Genomic DNA, 17,171 nt, shown 5'->3' on the forward strand with positions numbered 1-17,171 from the left:
AGAAGAACGAGCAACTGTTAAACGATCATTTTTTCTAAGGCTGACAAATCGGGAATACAAATCACCTCTTGCTCTCGTTTAATCAATCCTTTTTTTTCCAGTCTAGTCAAGACTCGTGTAACTGTTTCCCTTGCCAGCCCACTTAAACTACTCAATTCCCTGTGAGGTAAATTCGGAATTTTGATTCCCTCTTCTCCTTTCTTTCCCTGCCCCTCTGCTAAAAACAATAACGTATCTGCTACCCGCGATTGACTGTCAGATTCCCTTAAGCGCAATCGCCGGTTTATTTGACGCAAACGACGTGCCATCAGTTGCGCCAGTCGGACTCCCGCCATTGGTTCTGTTTGAAGTAACTTGACGAAATCTTGTGCTGGCATACTACCAATGATCGTAGAAGTTAGCGTAATGACGTCAGTGGAACGAGGTACTTCATCAAGAGCTGCCATTTCACCAAATAATTCTCCTTTGCCAAGAATATTCAGTGTTACCTCTTTGCCTTCTAAGTTATAAGTCCGTATTTTTACCCAACCCTCTATAATAAAATATACGGACCCCCCCCAGTCATTTTCTAACAAAATCACTTGATTTGCTGGATGAGTGCGGGTTACTAGATGAGTAAGTGCTTGTTCTACAACGGTTTCAGGTAACCCTTGGAAAAAGGGTGCCAAATACCTTAAGGGATTGGTAAGTGCTTGTACGCTATACCGGTCTTCCATTACGACATTTTGTTGATAAAAGCTGTAATATACACAAAAAATAACGCTACTTTTATAAGCCTAGGCTATTAAAGTACAGGCATTAAAATCTAAGAATAAACTATGTTACACAATAAAGCGAGCCAATCGTTTTTTAGCAAAAGTATTGCGTTGTCGCAAAAAAATTCGCAAAAGTATGGCAATAATAAATAGTCTACAGCTTACAGTTCCCAGATTGAAGACTAGCAGCACTGTAAACTTAAATACTTACAACTCAAAACTATAGGCAAGCTAAATAAATAATACTCATGGTCATGAATTTTTGCTACCCTATAATCTTTAGCTGTTTTGCTGCAAACTACAATAATATTGCCGGATACCCGTTTAATGCCTAACATAGTTGCAACAGTTAAAAAATTTTCTATCGCCACCTGAGTTAAAATTCTAGATAAGGTAAATTAACGTGACTTCCCGCGCAACAGAAACTCAACAACTGATTGCAGACATTGACCGCTTACTCACCAACAAGCGTCTACCTAGACTTTTCTCTAATCAAGGATCAGAACTACGGCAAGTTTTAGAACGAATTCGCGACTTTTTAGTCAATTTATCAGAAAGTTATCCTCAAGTTCAAACCTACGAGGAGCTACAATCACAACAATCTTTGCCACAGCAGCAATCTTTACAGCAACAGGAAAATATTAATGTTGTGGCAGGACAAGAAAACAATCCATTTGCCGTAGTACTGGCACCGTTACAAGAAGAAATCAAAGTACTATTGCAACAGCGATCAAATCTTGCCGAAGAAATTAGGCAATTAGAACAAAAACGCCTGCATAACTACTCCTTAGCACAGCAATTGGCGAATCAGGAGCGGATGATTTCCGAATTTTTGCAGGTGCTAAAAAGCCGCGTTGTGTCTGATGTTACACTATCAACGACAGAAACTGGAGTCAATTCTCAAATCCAGCATTTGGTGACAACTCATCAAGATCATACAGAACCTGCAACTTCTTCGACTCTACCTGTAGTTGAGTCACCAGAGCAAGTGGAACGATTATCAAGACTTACAAACAAATTAGATCAAAAGTTACTCGCTCTTGATGGAACTGTGAATGTTGTTTTTGAGGCATTACAAGGCAATATTCACACTTATCACGAGTCTTTGTCCCAGGCGCTGGCGAGAATGCACAGCAAAGGAGTGCAAGGGGAACAGTTACTGGCAAGTTTAATCACCAATTTTACGCAGCAGTTGCAACAACAAACTTCCATCAACCAACCGTCTGTTGAGAATATAAAAGATGAAACACCACAGTTAGTAGAATCTAATCAGTTAGCTTCAGAACTATCTGAAGTAACACCAAATAACCAAGTACTTAGCTTGGAAGGACAACAGGGCAGTGCGAATGCATCAGATTTAAATGCAGTCGTTTTTCTGGACAGGCAAGACACACAAAGCTTTGTAGAGACTGCTGATATTAGTGCTGTACACCAGGGTAGTTCTCCATTGATTCGTGATCAAGTAGACCAACTATATGCCAGTCTGTTTGGTGTTGACGTCACAGATGTGCCAACACCTCAAGTCACTGATATCACGGATGACTTCTTTGCTCAGCCAACGCCAACTGTATCAGCGCCCAGTGAAGTCACGGATATCACAGAAAAATCATCTACTCCTACATTCCCTGAATTTACAGATGAGTTATTTGAGCAAACCACAACCACACCTGCTGAAAGTCAAGTTACAAATGTTATAGATATCACAAATAAATTATCTGAACTTGATGCCATTGATTTGACAACTTTTATAGATGAATTTTTTGAGGGACAAACAACAACTAGACCGGCGGTAACAACTGATGATGACAAAGATGTGACGCAGACCGACACAAATGTCACAAATGAGTTATCATCTGACCAACCAACACTTATCTCATCTGCCAACACTTCGCCACCAACTGTAACTCCTCAACCACAATCAGAGTTCCTGTATGAGATAACTTTTGAAGCACCGCAAGTACCAGCTTCACCAGTGTCGAATCTCTCACAAACTTATCCAAACGCTGCAACAAATCAAGAACAACAAGTTGATTCTGTTGTTGAAATTCCAGATCCCTGGTTGGAGGAACTAGAAGCGGATCTTGTAAAACTCAGTACCGATGAGCCAAAACAGACACAAGGTCTGAACTTGGAAACTACAGAACAATCATCCATTCCTCGGGAAAATATATTGCCAGAATTACCGTCTGTGGAAGAGTACACTCAAGTTGTTTCTTTTGACAGTACCAGCCCAGTTAGTCCAACAACTGAAAATATAATTACAGTGTTGACTGATTTATTGGCTGATATAAACCGCGAGCAGTCACTTACAGTAAGCACAGCACCTATCACTTCAGAAACCCTAGAAACTCCTCCACACAATGTTGTTGAATCAACAACCGCTGAGATTCAAAATCGTGATGTACAAGAGTCGTCAGATAACAACGTTCCTGGTTCGCCACAAGAGAATGTGCTATTTCAAGAAGAAAATCAATCTACAGAAATGGTTGATATTTCCTTGGAAGAAGCGCAGTTGGAGCAGTTGGAACTGGATTTAGCAAGTTTTGATGGGGAGATAAATGCTCTGTTGCACCCTTTCACTCAAAGCGAAAATCAAGAACAAGCAGAGACTGAGCCAAACTCAAGCACAATAGAACCACAAGCAAAACTCGAAAAAAATGTGGTAACAGAAGAAATCGACGCTTCTTCTGTCTTCATTTCTGGTTCAATAAATAACGAAGCCCGTAAATCTGTTTGGTATTTAGGAATTGATTTGGGTACAACCGGAATTTCTGCTGCTTTGTTAAATCGCTCCACAACACAGGTGTATCCTCTGTACTGGTCAGCAGCACAAACCCAAGAGGAAGCAACTTTTATAAAACGGTCGTTTCGTTTACCAGCAGAAGTTTATCTGCCAACTGCTTCGGTGACTGGCGGCGAAACAGAAAACTCTTTTGCACAAGATGCGACACCACCAGGGGCTGTAGCTGAAGAAAAAGTACCTGAGAATATGGCTACGGGTTCTGGATCACCTCAGTTAGGTGCTGCAACGGATAACTTATTCTCAGCGCAGTTGAAACCCTATCTGCAAATTGCCTTACCTTACAAGAGTGAAGGACAAAAATGGGAACCAGTTTTGCAATTAAACGAATCTTATACTGTTCCATTGGTTTGGGTTGTGCGATCGCTCTCGAAATTGCTGTTAACATTCACCTCGGATCGCAGCAGCACGACGTTGGGTTTAACTGCAGCCGCTGTTGGTCTAGAGCAAGAAACCTTCCGTGGTATTATCAATGAAATTACTGGTGTTATTTGCACTTGCCCATCCAACTGGTCGGAACAATATCGCTTTAACATCCGAGAAGCTATACTTATCAGCAAATTAGTGCAGCATCCGGAACAAGTCTTTTTCTTGGAGGAAGGGATTGCTTGTTTGCTGTCAGAACTTGATGGCGCTGAAGGTGAAATCGTCAAAATTACAGATCATCAGGGGACTCGTTCTGCAAGAAGCAGCGATCGCCCTGTTGTGGGTAATACTTTCGTCCTTAATATCGGTGCTGCTGCAACAGAAATGGCGTTAGTTGATTTGCCGCAAAACTTAGAATACCTCACCCATAGTGATTTTATGCTTCACGGTTTTGCTTATGCTGGCAAAGAATTAGAGCAGGACATTATTTGTCAATTGCTATTGCCATCTAAATGGCGACAACTACGCACGATTTCTCAAGAAGATACCAAAACGTATACCACAAAATCCAATAATTGGCAACCATCAATTCCTGGTTTAGATCAGATGTCGTTTTCTAGTTTAAGCTTGGAAGAATTGAATTTGCCTCGGGCTGGGGAACCAGATGTTGGAGAACGCATTCGCCTACAGCAACGCTTAGAAAGTTCACTTTTAGGAAAGGCGATTATTGAGGCGGCGATCGCTCTCAAGCTGATTTTGCAACACCAAGAATCTTTTACTCTAGAACTGGCAGATCAGCAATGGGTTTTGCAGCGACGAGACTTAGAAAGCCAGGTGTTTGTGCCATTTGTTCGACGCCTCAACCGAGAAATTAATCGGTTACTTGTTGCCAAAGGCATACCAACAGAAGCAATAAATCAAGCTATCCTCACAGGTGGGGTTGCTTGTGTTGCGGCGGTGAGTCGTTGGCTGCGGCAGAAACTGCCCAACGCTAAAATTATCCAAGATTTGTATCTTGGTGAAAATGGCTCTCCCAATTGCAGTCGGGTTGCATATGGTTTAGCAGTACTCCCGCTGCATCCTCAAGTCTTAGACGTTCCCAGACAACAGTACACCGACTATTTCCTGTTCACAGAATTGCTGCGAATTTTGCCATCAAGAGCCATATCCTTTAGCGAAGTTATCCAGTTATTAGAGAATCGTGGCATTAATACCCGCAGTTGTGAGCAACGTCTGCTGGCTTTCTTGGAAGGTGAGTTACCTTCTGGCTTAGTCCCCACCAGCATAGATGCCATCTGGCTCACCCAAGGTTCGTGTGAAAATTCTAACTATAAGGCGATCACAGGCGCACCACTTTTTGAAAAACAAGGAAGTCTCACTTTTCGTCCCAATACCGAACGACTCCAGGCTGTTGCTCGTTATCTCGACGCCATTAAACCTAGTATTCAGCAATCCCTAGAGGAACCTTACACAGTTAATTTCGCGTTGGGAGTTGTTGATTAGCACTTTGTCCGTTCCACAACACTTGGACAACCGTTAGACAAAGTTGAACTTTGTTAGACACTGCCCAGTTTGCTTCCTGCAACAGGACTGGCAGTGTCGACAACGAAAAATAAACTTTTAGGCGAACGGTAGACAGTTTTGTCATTTTCCACATTTTTTTGTATCATTTCTGGTTCCTGAAAGCAAGATGTGATAATCTCGTATATCTATAGCAAATCAAAGTAGGCTAATTGCCAATCACCTCGAAAGCATCTACCAAATCAAAGTCTCAGAACAAAAAAGTGTGCATATACCTCTCTCTGGAGAGTGGCTTTTCGGACAAAAATCATAGTTTTCAACTTTACCTAAATTTTGTTTTTTACAAAAAATATTTCTGTATGGATCTGGGCGAAAAATACTAATCTTATAAATAACAGCCATATTAATACAGAAATATTTACAACGATTCAGGGTAACCAATTCATTCTGCTTGACATTTTCAGCCAAGGAGAAACAACAGTCTGCAAGCTCGACTTGAAAAAGGCAGAGGAGGCAGGTGCTAACAGTGGGCAATGCCCGACTTGTAAGCGCAAAGCGCACGCAATCATGCGCTCTTCCGTAAGGCGTCTCGTAGACATACAAAGCAGCGTAGGCGTGCAGGAGTTAGTAACTGCCGTGGCAGATGGCAGAAGGGAAGAAAAGTTTTTTCATTCCTTCTGGTGTACACAAGTACATGATGGCTATTGAATACTCTCAGATTCTCTCTAGGAGGGTCTATAAAAAATTATGGACAATACAAACCGAAAAAAAATCGTCATTCAAGGAGAAATGGCACTCCTTCTACGAGGCTTAATTATTGGTAAAATATTGACACTTGTGGTTATTGGTGGACTGTTCTGGTGGCTAGTGCGCCCACGCTTGTTGATTACCAACAGCATTGACTCTTTGCCTAGTCAAAGTACAAACACTATCTCTAGCTCTAGTCCTAAATTAGCCTTTGAGACAGGTGCTGATATTCCTATCGGTTCATTCAAATACGGTGGCAGTACAGCCTGGGCACCTATTCGACAATTAATAGATTCTCAAATTCAAAATGCTCATCCAGAATTGCAGTTAAATTACGTAAGACCGACAAACGGCAGTCCTGGTTCCGGTTCAGGCATTCGTATGTTGCTTAACGGGCAATTGGATTTTGCACAGTCTTCTCGTCCGGTAACAGTTGAAGAGTTGAACACAGCCAAGCAGCGAGGCTTCACGCTTGAACAACGTCAAGTTGGTATTGATGGAATAGCCGTAGTGGTGAACCCATCACTCACGGTGCCCGGTTTAACAGTTGACCAATTGCAACAAATTTATCATGGAGAAATTACAAACTGGAAACAAGTTGATGGACCAGACTTACCCATCACTCCTTTTGCCCAACATCCAGAAGACGCAGATACACTAATATTTTCAACCAACAAATCAAGCGGCACATCAACCAACAAAGACTTAAATAATCAAGGATTTAGCTCTAACGTCCAGTATGTCCACTCTACTACACAAGCGCTGCGCCAACTCAATAAAATTCCAGGCGGTTTGTATTACGCTTCTGCTCGTACACTAGTCCCTCAATGTAGTGTGAGGTCTTTGCCACTTGGTCAGACTCCGACTTCGCTCATTCCCCCCTACCGCCAACCCAAAGTGCCAAACGAGGAGTGCATACGCAAGCGTAATCAGCTCAATACTCAAGCAATCAAAAATGGCAGCTATCCACTCACCACAAACCTGTTTGTGATTATTAAGCATAACAATGGTCCCGAAGAGCGAGCAGGAGAAGCCTATGCCAAACTTTTACTAACTGAGCAAGGGCAAAAGGCAATTGAGCAGGCTGGATTCGTTAGAGTTCCTTAAATTTGTATGATTCCTTTGTGTATACAGTTACATTAGATGAAAGCAGCATGCATACTTCACAAGACACAAAGGAAGAATATATAAACCTCCGCAATGAATCCTATTAAACATGGATTTGCCTCTCAATTTACTAGTTTATACTAGCTTTACTAATGTGGGCTTTGAGCTGCTTACCAGTGAGCAGGTTCCCTTGGACATTCAGCAAACGTTTCTTAAAAAGGTGGTTTTCCGCTACTGGAAGGCTTTTGAGTGTAGAAACCATAGTGACAGAGCTGCTTATCTTCTTCAGGTTACTCTAGAGGATTGGTTGTTTGGCTGGCTGTACAACGATGAGTGGGATAACACTAATTACAGTCACATACCGTACTTTATTTGCTACCACCTAACCAAACCACTACACTCTTTCCAGGTTGAAAAAGTTTGTGCTTGCCTGCAAAAGGGACCATTAACACTGGTGGAACGCCACAAGTTTTCAAATTCTTTAAAACCCCTGATTCTAAAAGACGTGAGTAGTTATCAGGAGGCGAAGCCAGGAGTGTTGATTTCCTGGGAAACCCGTCAGCAAATTCATATGAACCTTAAGCAGGGAAAATTCATAGATTTATTTATCCCGGCGAAGGAACACGAAGGGGTTATCGAACTATCGTTACCAGTCGAATCTCAAGAACTATTTACTGCTGACAAAAGCGCTCTTAACCCTACTTTGCTTCCTTTGATTCCAGTCACAGAAAAACGAAGGATTAGCGAAGTGTCGTTACCAGTCGAATCTCAAGAACTATTTACTGCTGACAAAAGCGCTGAGAATGATCTTTTGGTACTTCGTAGAAATTTTATTTTGCTGTTGGGAATAGGCTTTGGTGTAATAACGAGTTTGGCAGTGATAGTTTTCATCTACGTATTTTTTCAGATGACATCCTCTCAGAACCAACCAAATAAATCACTCTGGCAAAATACTTCACCTCCAACGACTCCACAACCAGAGCATTTTGGCAATTTTGTACGTTAATCATTTTTGTGCCACAAGGAGCGTCAACCTTTGACACCGCTAGCAGTTTCTGTGGGGACAATGTAGCGTTGTAAAAACAGAAATAGTAATAGTACTGGAGCGATAGAAATGACTGAACCTGCGGCGACTAACCGCCAGTTCAAGGAAAATGTACCCGCAAGCTTGGCAACTCCTAAAGGAAGAGTGTATAAGTTTTCATCTTGAATAACTATTAAAGGCCATAGAAAGTCGCTCCAAGAAGCAATAAATACAAAAATTGACAGAGTGACGAGTGCTGGACGAATTGCCGGAATCATAACATGCCACCAGATGCCTAACTCCGAACAGCCATCCATGCGTGCTGCTTCTTCCATCTCTTTAGGGACACTCATAAAAGCTTGTCGCAACAGAAAAATCCCAAAAGCAGAAGCTAAATCAGGAAAAATGATTCCCAAATAAGTATTTCTTAAACCCAACTGGACTGTCAAAATGTATAGCGGAATCATCACGATTTGAAAAGGAATCATAATCGTGCAAACAATGGCTAGAAAAATCCAGTCTCTGCCTGGAAAAGACAATCTTGCCAATGGGTAAGCAGCTAAAGCGCAAAAAATTAGATTTAAGCATACAGTCAGCACCGCCACCAAGGTACTGTTGAATAGGTATTGCCCAAAGGGATTTGTCTGCCAAACATTGACAAAATTATCGATGGTTGGTTGACTTGGCAATAACTGCGGGGGGGATTGAAAAATATTTTCGGTTGAGGATTTTAACGCTGTACTGATTAGCCAAAACAGGGGAAATAGCGTTAATACTGCTATAACCACCAATGGTACGTAGATTAATAAACGATTTTGGATTTTTAAATTAGTCATCTGCCAAGAATTTCATGTCTGTTGGTTCTATTCTCATGTTCGCAGACGGCAACCAATTTCTCGTTTCCCGCAAAGGCAAGTAATACGGGGATCGTCTTCGGCGATGAGAATCCAATTCATGGATTGCAGCCTCAACACAAAAAGTTATACCCTTTCACGAAAATCCTGATACATTTCACTTCCCCCTTCGGGTATCTCCTGCACAGACGCTACTTTGTAAGTCCCAAAGGGACACGCTTACGCGTATCTCCTGCACAGACGCTCTTGCAACGCTCGATTCGTGCGCTTGCGCTTACGCAGTCGCCTGGCTGTCGGGAAACCCTACCAAGAGCGCTGTCTCACCTACTCCCCCTACTCCCCCATATGTATCAACGTTAAAGTGAAACGGTATTAGGCGAATAACACTAGATCCATGACCCAGACGACTAGAAAGCTCGATCCATTTTTCCTCTTCCTTTGCGTTCTTTGCGTCTTTGTGGTTTTTTTTCTTCCCCTCAAAGTTGCCTTGGTAGAGTACTAGTTCAAAGCCAGGAATAGGTAAAATCTACCCTTCGGGAAGCCGCTTTGCGTCTACATGGGGGCTAGACGATCAGAATTTAAATCAAACAAATTTTGGAATATCCAACTACCGAGGGGCACTCGGAAAGTTAACCCTTGGGAGCCAGTGCGTTGCGGGGGTTCCCAAGGCAGCTTTTGGGGGGAAGCGGAGGAACATAACGTGCCGCCCCGTTGTAGCACCTGGCGTGGAGAGAACCACCTCTGGATCAGATACCGCAAGGGGTCTAATCTAAGTGGACTCGTTGAACCAAGAATCCCTGTGGCTTTAGCACAGGGAGTGTCAAGAAACAAATGTACCTAGCATCACCCCTAAAATTGCGATTATTGGCAAGGAATAGCGAAATATGTACTCACCTTGAGTGGAGTCGTTATTCATATAATCAATTAGGCACTTGTACCACAGACAAAGCGTCAACGCCAAAATGAAGAAAACAAACACAAACTTGTACAAAGGTGAAGCAATGAGTAATGCAGTACTATACCCAAATAGCTGACTAGCATTGTACAAACCTGTTGTTACACAAACTCTACGTATAAATTGATCTGATGTCATATTTTTGATATATTCGGAAGTCAGCCGGTCTTTTCGTTATATTTCTTATTAGCTTGTTTTTAGCTCGCTTTATTAATTATTGTCTGGAATTTTTGCATGTAAATACCAGGGGTAATTTATACCATTTTCAAAAGTCAGTGATCTGAATCCTCTCGCTAAGTACAACGGTAACTAGTTAAAATTCCCAACTTCTTAGCTCCAAGCTGTCCGAAGTTCGCGACGACGAGCTTGTTTTTCTTTTTCTTGGCGATCGCGCAACTCTACACAACCGTTGACATACAGCAGAATTCAGGAATCAGAAGTAAAAAGGTCTTTATGTCTAGCTTTTAGACCTCGGTATTATACCTCACTTACCTGCAATGTGCTGTAATCTGCCTCAAGTTGGTTCAAAAATCTGGATTGTTTGGATAATGCAAACGCATCTTCTAATCGACTCCCGCGATGCACCTGATAGCTTTCGTCTTTTTGCTGCTTATCCCACTCGATTGCTGCCTGACAAATCCAGGACTTACGCAACTGGCACAACGTGAGCGCTATATTTATTACATAAATATTACTCTGCACAGTAAGCAGCGAAGTTATCGCTGTGTTAGATGACCTGAGAAACAACGCACCAGAAATTTATGCTCGTTTGGCGATATAGTTAGGGCAATGGCGATAAGTAGCGACATCATCCAAAAATTATTGCGTCTGCTTAGACCGCTTATGCAAAGCGAAAGTCAGCGTAGAGGATATTTAATGCGATCTGCGCAAAGCGCAGCAGCGAAGCTATCGCTAGGCATGGATACACCTGTATTAAATCGCTTGTTGTTCAATCAACCTGTAGATACTTTCATCACAGATATGTTGAGAGAACTGGTAACCTTAAGCGAAACGACTGCTTGTGAACCTGCACTTTGTGCGTTGTTGGAAGTGATTCGTAAAGATGGAGGGCCAGATCTAGAGGTAAGCATAGATGAACTCCTGCAAGGAATTCGAGAGGAACTTCGGCGATCGCCTAAATCCTCTGGAGTATCGCCTCTATATCCTCATCCTCAGTTCCAGACATATCTAGAAAATATCGCCCAGAAGTATCAGCAATGGTCGAATATGTATACGTTGACCGATGCCGAGGGTAAAGTATTTGACGTGGATATGATGGTGCAAACACGGCAACCTAAACAACGAGAAGGAACGCCAGGTGAAGGAAAACAGGAAAAACTTGAGCGGTTGCCCGTGTTGGAGGGTATCCGTAAATATGCTAAAAACCATGTAGTATTGATAGGTAAACCTGGTTTGGGAAAGTCCACAGCTTTACAACGGTTGCTGTGGGAAGAAGCACAAGCAGCAATTCAGGGAGAAAAGCGAAAAATTCCGGTTTTGGTAGAACTGCGCAACTGGGATACTTCGGTAGAAACTTTGATTTACAAGTTTTTGCGAAAGCACAAGCAGCGCGTTGATATTAATAAAATTGAAGACTTACTAATTGACGACGAATTATTGCTGTTGATGGATGGGTTGAACGAATTACCCTGCGATGAAGCACGCGATAAAGTAGCACGATTCCGTCAAGATTACCCCGAAACACCAATGATTTTTACCACGCGGGATTTAGGTGTGGGGGGAAGTTTAGGAATTGACAAGCAACTGGAAATGCAACCCCTGACAGAAGAACAGATGCGAGAGTTTGTGCTTGTGTATCTCCCAGAACACGGTGAGCAAATGTTGCAGCAGTTGGGAAATAGACTGCGGGAGTTGGGGGAAACTCCGTTGATATTGAAGATGCTGTGCGATGTATTTATTCAAAAACGGGAAATTCCCAAAAGTCGGGGAGATTTATTTCGTCAGTTTGACAGTACAGTTAACAAGCTCAAAGAAGAAAAAGAAACTGTTCCCGTTGCGGAAGGATTGCGACGTTGGAAAGCAGAATTATTGCAGCATCTAGCATTTGTGATGATGCAACCCGAAAATCCCCAAGCCAACCCTACAGATTTTCGACTGTTAATTTCTCGTCGCCAAGCGGAAACAATTTTAGAGGATTTTCTCAAAGGTAGCGTAGAGTATCCCGCGCAAAAAGCGAAGGAATGGTTAGAAGGTTTGCTGAAACATTGCTTGCTGGAGAGTAAAGCTTCCGAATCAGAGCAAGTTTTGATTCAATTTCACCATCAGCTTTTTCAAGAATATTATGCGGCAGAATATTTGCTGAGGTTGTTACCTAACTTGAGCGATGCGAAGTTAAAGCGCGATTATTTGAATTATCTTAAGTGGACGGAAAGTATAGCGATCGCATTGGCTTTGGTAGAGGATGAAGCTTTAGCTGTGGGGGTGGTGCGGTTAGCGTTGGATGTGGATTTGATGTTGGGTGCGCGGTTAGCGGGTGAGGTGAAGGAGGAGTTTCAGGAGAAGACGGTAGGGTTGGTTTTGGGGTTGGGGGTTAGGGAGTTAGTAAAGATTAAGCTTTTGGGTATTACTCGTTCTCAATTTGCTTTTGTATATTTAGAACGTAGATTATACGATCAAAGTTCATCTATTCCTTCCGGTATTATCTTTGAATTAATAAATATCGGTGGCGTTAGAGCAATTAATGCTTTAATACAGGCTTTACAGCATAAAGACTATAAAGTTCGTAGTCTAGCCGCATGTCAATTAGGAGATATCCACAATCAACAAGTGGTAGATGCTCTTATTTTTGCTTTACAAGATGAAGAATTTGAGGTTCGTCGCCAAGCCGTATGGGCATTACAGAATTGCATCATGTGGATTGGCGATCTTAAGGCAATAAATCCTCTCGTTTCTGCTTTACAAGATGAAGAATCTGAAATTCGTTCCTGTGCTGCTTATGCATTAGATTTATCGAAATACTACATCAGCATCGATGAAGCAGTGCTTAATATCGTAGATATCTATTATGAAAATGAAGAACCGGATCGTGATTGGATTGATGAAGATGCAGAGCGTTATGTTATAAATCAGGTAAACCAAGCAGCATGGCATATATCTTTGACTTATGATTGTACATTGGAGGCAGAAGGTTATGACGCTGCTGTAAGCGCTATAATTAAATGCCTACAAAATCAAAGTTCATATATTCGTGAAGCTGCAATAGAAGAACTAGGAAAAATCTGCAACGACAGAGTAAAAGATAGAGCTATTGATGCTCTTATTCCTTTCTTAAAATCTAAAGAATTTAACAAACGAAGTAAAACCGCAGATGTGTTAGGGAAAATAGGCAATCAAGGGGCTATAGAACCTCTAATATCTGCTTTATTTGACGATGAATACTACATTCGTTGGAGAATTCATACAGCATTGGCGAATATTTCTACATTGAAAAACTTGCCCCAGATGTGGGAAATATGGTTAACTGATGTTCACCAAACAACTCAAAACTTGTCTCAGATGCTTGAACTGTGGGTAACTGACATTCAGGACACAAGCCATATAATTTTAAAAATTCAAGAACGCTGCAAATTTTACAACCATGAAATTTTCCATTCACCCCCAATAAAAGAAACAAAATCAACACCTACTAGCTCTACAACTATAATTAATTCCGAAATAGTACAAATTATAGAGATAAATGAAGGTGATGTCATCGGTAAGAAAACAACTGAAACCTAACCAATATTCAGATTCCCGACAACTTGTGCGAAGTCGAGAATCTATATCCGTGTTGACCTCTTAAAAGAGGTAACAAATGTCACAAAAATCCAAAGCATCTAAATACAACTTTGAAAAATCTGAAGTAGTGCAAATTATCGAAGAGAATCAAGGTACTGTTATAGGTAAAAATGTTGCAGAGAAAACCCCAGCCGAAGCTGCAAAGGAAATTCAAGATTTATTAGCACAACTGCAAACAAATTACCCGACAACAACAGAATATGAAAAACAAGCGTTTGTCAATAAGTTTAATGACGAAGTGAAAACTAATTCCCGCGTTCGGGATGTCATTTTAGCAGGAGGGATTGAATTAATTAAAATGCTTTGTCCACCGTTGGGTATCCGGATTGAAATGGGTAAAAGGTGGTTGGAAACTGCCCAGAAACAGAAGTAACCAGCTTGCTGGTTACAAATCCAGGCAGTTTTGACGGCTAATGGAAAAATATAGTTACAGTCGCCGAAAATTGATGCAAATTGATGCTCGTTTAGCGAACAGGGTAACTGATGGTATTAAGTAGCGATACTATGGCTTGTTGCGCGACGTGAAAGTTGTGCATTTAGGACTTGCCAGTAGCTACTGGCTCATCAACTTGCGCCTCTTCCTGCTGTGGTGGTTGCTCTTCTTCCTGAGGTGGTAAGCCATAAATCGACCGATACAGGTTCACATACTCCTTGGCAGATTGATGCCAACTAAAGTCTTGACTCATACCGCGTTGTTGTAGCTGTTCCCAGTAATCCTTGTAACGGAAACCTTCCCATGCCCGTATCATACAGGTAAACAGGTCCAATGGTTCATAACGGTCAAAGCAATAACCAGTACCTGCATGGTTCGTTGGATCATGGTGGAATACAGTATCAACTAATCCCCCAGTACGACGGACAATTGGCACTGAACCGTAACGCAAAGCCATCATTTGGCTAATACCGCAAGGTTCAAAACGACTTGGCATGAGGAAAGCATCGGTACCCGCATAGATGCGACGAGCCAAGGCATCATTATAAAGTAAGTAAGTTGCCATGCGTCCGGGGTAGCGCGATGCGAGTTGCCACATTTGGGTTTCGTAGTAGCGATCGCCCGTTCCCAACAAAACAAACTGTGCATCTGTGTACGCCAGGAACCGATCCAGAATATTCAATATCAAATCGATGCCTTTTTGTTCTACCAACCGCGTGACTATACCAATAAAAAATGCCTTGGAGTTCACTTCTAACCCTACTTCTTCTTGCAAAGCAATTTTGTTTGCTTTGCGTTTCTCTAAAGTATCAGCACTAAAGGTTTGGGCTATGTACTTATCGGTGGCTGGGTCGTAAACTTCTGTATCAATACCATTGATAATACCCGACAACTTACCGCTGATGAAAGACAATAACCCTTCTAAAGTTTCACCATAAGCGGCTGTCTGGATTTGCTCGGCATAAGTTGGGGAGACAGTATTCACCTTATCTGCAAACTGTACTGCCGCTGCCATTGTGTTGTGTCCTTGCATATACCAAGGACACCAAGTCGTTTTCTCTAAAAACCAACGCCACGGACCTTGATATGCTAGGTTGTGTATCGTAAAAACAGTGCTGATATCAGGAGATTGATGCATCCACACAGGAATCATTCCTGTGTGCCAATCGTGACAGTTGACAATTTCCGGTTTCCAATAATTCCAACAAAACTCCGCTGCCCCGTTGGCGAAGAATGTGAACCGCCAATCTTCATCTTCTCCACCGTAAATTCGCCGAGGCGAAAAAGCCGGGTGTCCAAATAAGTACAAGGGAACATCAGTACCAGGCAGAACAGTTTCGTAAACTGCAAAGCTTTGGAACATGGCAGATCCCCACCAAATTGGCTCGGTGGGAATTTCCATTTTGTCTGGTAGCATACCGTAGTAAGGCAAGAAGATCCGCACATCATGCCCCATGTCCCTCAAGATTTTGGGGAGTGCTCCGACAACATCACCCATTCCACCAACTTTCGCAATGGGAGCTGCTTCTGCAGCCACAAATAAAATCCGCATGATAATGTGTGTTCCCTCGATTCTGCCTAGGTTCTAATTCCATGACTAATAGGCTAATGCCCCACACACAGAGTGTTGATGCGCAGTGCCCACCCTACAATCTAACCACATATACTGGTCACCGAAAAGCTCAACCAGTTATCAGTTACCAGTTATCAGTTACCAGTTATCAGGTAGAAAACGGACAAAGTCCACCCCTTGTTCACTGTTCACTGTTCACTGTTCACTGTTCACTGTTCACTGTTCACTGTTTACTGTTCACTGTTTCACGAACCCCGTTGAATCTCAGTGAAGATTTGATCCAAAATTTCTTGTGCTCCTTGTTGACGCAGTAGCTGTGCGAGTTCTTGACCTAGCTGTTCAGCATTTTGAGCTTTTCCTGTGACTGTATCTTTGACGAATTTTTGACCATCTACGCTTGCAACTATACCCGTTAGAGTCAAATTATCTCCATTGATTTCAGTATTTACACCAATAGGAACTTGACAACCGCCCTCAAGTTCACGTAAAAAAGCTCGCTCAGCAAGACAGCGATCGCGTGTTTCTGGATGTTCAATAGCTTTGAGGATCGAGAGCAATTCGCTATCGTCTCCACGACATTCAATTCCCAAAGCACCTTGCCCAACGGCGTGCAGAGAAATTTCTTTTGGTAGACTTTGATGGATGCGATCGCCCATTCCCAATCGTTCCAAACCCGCAACTGCCAAAATCAGCCCGTCATACTCACCTGCATCTAGTTTTGCCATACGTGTGTTTAAATTTCCCCGCACATCTTTAAATGTTAAGTGAGGAAAATGATGCCGCAACTGTGCTAAGCGTCGTAGGGAGGACGTACCGATAACAGCACCCTCTGGCAGTGTATCAATTTGCTTATCTTTGTGTTTTTCATGCACAACTAAAGCGTCTGCTGGGTTTTCTCGTTCTGTAATTGCTGCCAGAACTAACCCTTCTGGTAAGCGAGTCGGCAAATCTTTAAGAGAGTGAACAGCAAAATCAATCTCCTGGTTCACCATTCCTACTTCAAGTTCTTTGGTAAATAATCCTTTATCGCCAATTTTAGCTAAAGCAACATCCAGAATTTTGTCACCCTGAGTGGACATGGTGTGAACATCAAAAGAGATATCAGGAAAGCTTTTCTTGAGTTGTTCTTGTACCCAATAAGTTTGAATCAGAGCCAGTTGGCTTTTGCGAGTACCAATACGGATTGTGCGTGGAGAACTGGAAACAACAGATGTCATAAAGAAATATATCAAGCAGGG

General features: G+C 42.2%; 12 protein-coding genes. 6 read left to right on the plus strand and 6 right to left on the minus strand.

From position 1 onward, the window contains the following. Positions 1-17 precede the first annotated feature (17 nt). Positions 18-716: a Crp/Fnr family transcriptional regulator gene (locus DP114_RS01055; RefSeq protein WP_169265437.1), complete on the minus strand. Its 699-nt coding sequence runs from the start codon at positions 714-716 to the stop codon at positions 18-20. A 442-nt stretch (positions 717-1,158) separates the two neighbouring features. On the opposite strand from DP114_RS01055, the gene DP114_RS01060 reads away from it, so the two are divergent. The 4 genes from DP114_RS01060 to DP114_RS01075 all read left to right on the plus strand — a co-directional run bounded on the left by DP114_RS01060 (position 1,159) and on the right by DP114_RS01075 (position 8,302). Beyond that, a complete protein-coding gene (locus tag DP114_RS01060; RefSeq protein ID WP_171975220.1) occupies positions 1,159-5,424 on the plus strand; it encodes an acetate and sugar kinases/Hsc70/actin family protein in 4,266 nt (1,421 codons plus the stop codon). A gap of 351 nt (positions 5,425-5,775) precedes the next feature. Beyond that, complete coding sequence (locus DP114_RS01065; RefSeq protein WP_169265436.1) at positions 5,776-6,150, plus strand: hypothetical protein; 375 nt, start codon at positions 5,776-5,778, stop codon at positions 6,148-6,150. A gap of 39 nt (positions 6,151-6,189) precedes the next feature. Further along, entirely contained in the window at positions 6,190-7,296 is a 1,107-nt protein-coding gene (locus tag DP114_RS01070) for a PstS family phosphate ABC transporter substrate-binding protein (RefSeq protein WP_171975221.1), read from the plus strand. Between the two features lie 109 nt (positions 7,297-7,405). Continuing rightward, positions 7,406-8,302, plus strand: a complete 897-nt coding sequence (locus DP114_RS01075; RefSeq protein ID WP_169265434.1) for a hypothetical protein — start codon at positions 7,406-7,408, stop codon at positions 8,300-8,302. A 23-nt stretch (positions 8,303-8,325) separates the two neighbouring features. On the opposite strand, the gene DP114_RS01080 is transcribed toward DP114_RS01075, so the two are convergent. From DP114_RS01080 to DP114_RS34250, 3 genes are all read right to left on the minus strand, one after another. Beyond that, positions 8,326-9,156 carry a carbohydrate ABC transporter permease gene (locus tag DP114_RS01080; protein ID WP_171975222.1) on the minus strand — a complete coding sequence of 277 codons (831 nt, stop codon included), beginning with the start codon at positions 9,154-9,156 and terminating at the stop codon, positions 8,326-8,328. Positions 9,157-9,994: 838 nt separating this feature from the next. Further along, positions 9,995-10,267, minus strand: a complete 273-nt coding sequence (locus DP114_RS01085) for a hypothetical protein (protein ID WP_169268420.1) — start codon at positions 10,265-10,267, stop codon at positions 9,995-9,997. 339 nt (positions 10,268-10,606) lie between these two features. Next, a complete protein-coding gene (locus tag DP114_RS34250) occupies positions 10,607-10,783 on the minus strand; it encodes a hypothetical protein (RefSeq protein WP_169268419.1) in 177 nt (58 codons plus the stop codon). Positions 10,784-10,918: 135 nt separating this feature from the next. Between DP114_RS34250 and DP114_RS01090 the strand changes: the two genes are divergently transcribed. Both DP114_RS01090 and DP114_RS01095 read left to right on the plus strand, forming a co-directional pair. After that, the gene (locus DP114_RS01090; RefSeq protein WP_211178736.1) at positions 10,919-13,867 is read left to right on the plus strand and encodes a HEAT repeat domain-containing protein; all 2,949 of its coding nucleotides are present in this window, start codon (positions 10,919-10,921) and stop codon (positions 13,865-13,867) included. A gap of 76 nt (positions 13,868-13,943) precedes the next feature. Next, positions 13,944-14,300, plus strand: a complete 357-nt coding sequence (locus tag DP114_RS01095; protein WP_211178735.1) for a hypothetical protein — start codon at positions 13,944-13,946, stop codon at positions 14,298-14,300. A gap of 163 nt (positions 14,301-14,463) precedes the next feature. Here DP114_RS01095 and glgA read toward each other — a convergent pair whose 3' ends face one another. Further along, positions 14,464-15,912 carry a glycogen synthase GlgA gene (gene glgA, locus DP114_RS01100; protein ID WP_171975223.1) on the minus strand — a complete coding sequence of 483 codons (1,449 nt, stop codon included), beginning with the start codon at positions 15,910-15,912 and terminating at the stop codon, positions 14,464-14,466. A 266-nt stretch (positions 15,913-16,178) separates the two neighbouring features. Next, positions 16,179-17,150 (minus strand): hydroxymethylbilane synthase, encoded by a 972-nt coding sequence (gene hemC, locus DP114_RS01105; protein ID WP_169268416.1) that lies wholly within the window; start codon positions 17,148-17,150, stop codon positions 16,179-16,181. Positions 17,151-17,171 lie beyond the last annotated feature (21 nt).

Origin of the sequence: Brasilonema sennae CENA114 (assembly GCF_006968745.1) — a bacterium.
GTDB lineage: Bacteria > Cyanobacteriota > Cyanobacteriia > Cyanobacteriales > Nostocaceae > Brasilonema > Brasilonema sennae.

Coding starts and splice junctions, on each gene's coding strand:
- DP114_RS01085 (WP_169268420.1), bottom strand. CDS start 10,267: ATGACATCAGATCAATTTATACGTAGAGTTTGTGTAACAACAGGTTTG.
- DP114_RS01090 (WP_211178736.1), top strand. CDS start 10,919: ATGGCGATAAGTAGCGACATCATCCAAAAATTATTGCGTCTGCTTAGA.
- hemC (WP_169268416.1), bottom strand. CDS start 17,150: ATGACATCTGTTGTTTCCAGTTCTCCACGCACAATCCGTATTGGTACT.
- DP114_RS01070 (WP_171975221.1), top strand. CDS start 6,190: ATGGACAATACAAACCGAAAAAAAATCGTCATTCAAGGAGAAATGGCA.
- DP114_RS01055 (WP_169265437.1), bottom strand. CDS start 716: ATGGAAGACCGGTATAGCGTACAAGCACTTACCAATCCCTTAAGGTAT.
- glgA (WP_171975223.1), bottom strand. CDS start 15,912: ATGCGGATTTTATTTGTGGCTGCAGAAGCAGCTCCCATTGCGAAAGTT.
- DP114_RS01080 (WP_171975222.1), bottom strand. CDS start 9,156: ATGACTAATTTAAAAATCCAAAATCGTTTATTAATCTACGTACCATTG.
- DP114_RS01095 (WP_211178735.1), top strand. CDS start 13,944: ATGTCACAAAAATCCAAAGCATCTAAATACAACTTTGAAAAATCTGAA.
- DP114_RS01075 (WP_169265434.1), top strand. CDS start 7,406: ATGGATTTGCCTCTCAATTTACTAGTTTATACTAGCTTTACTAATGTG.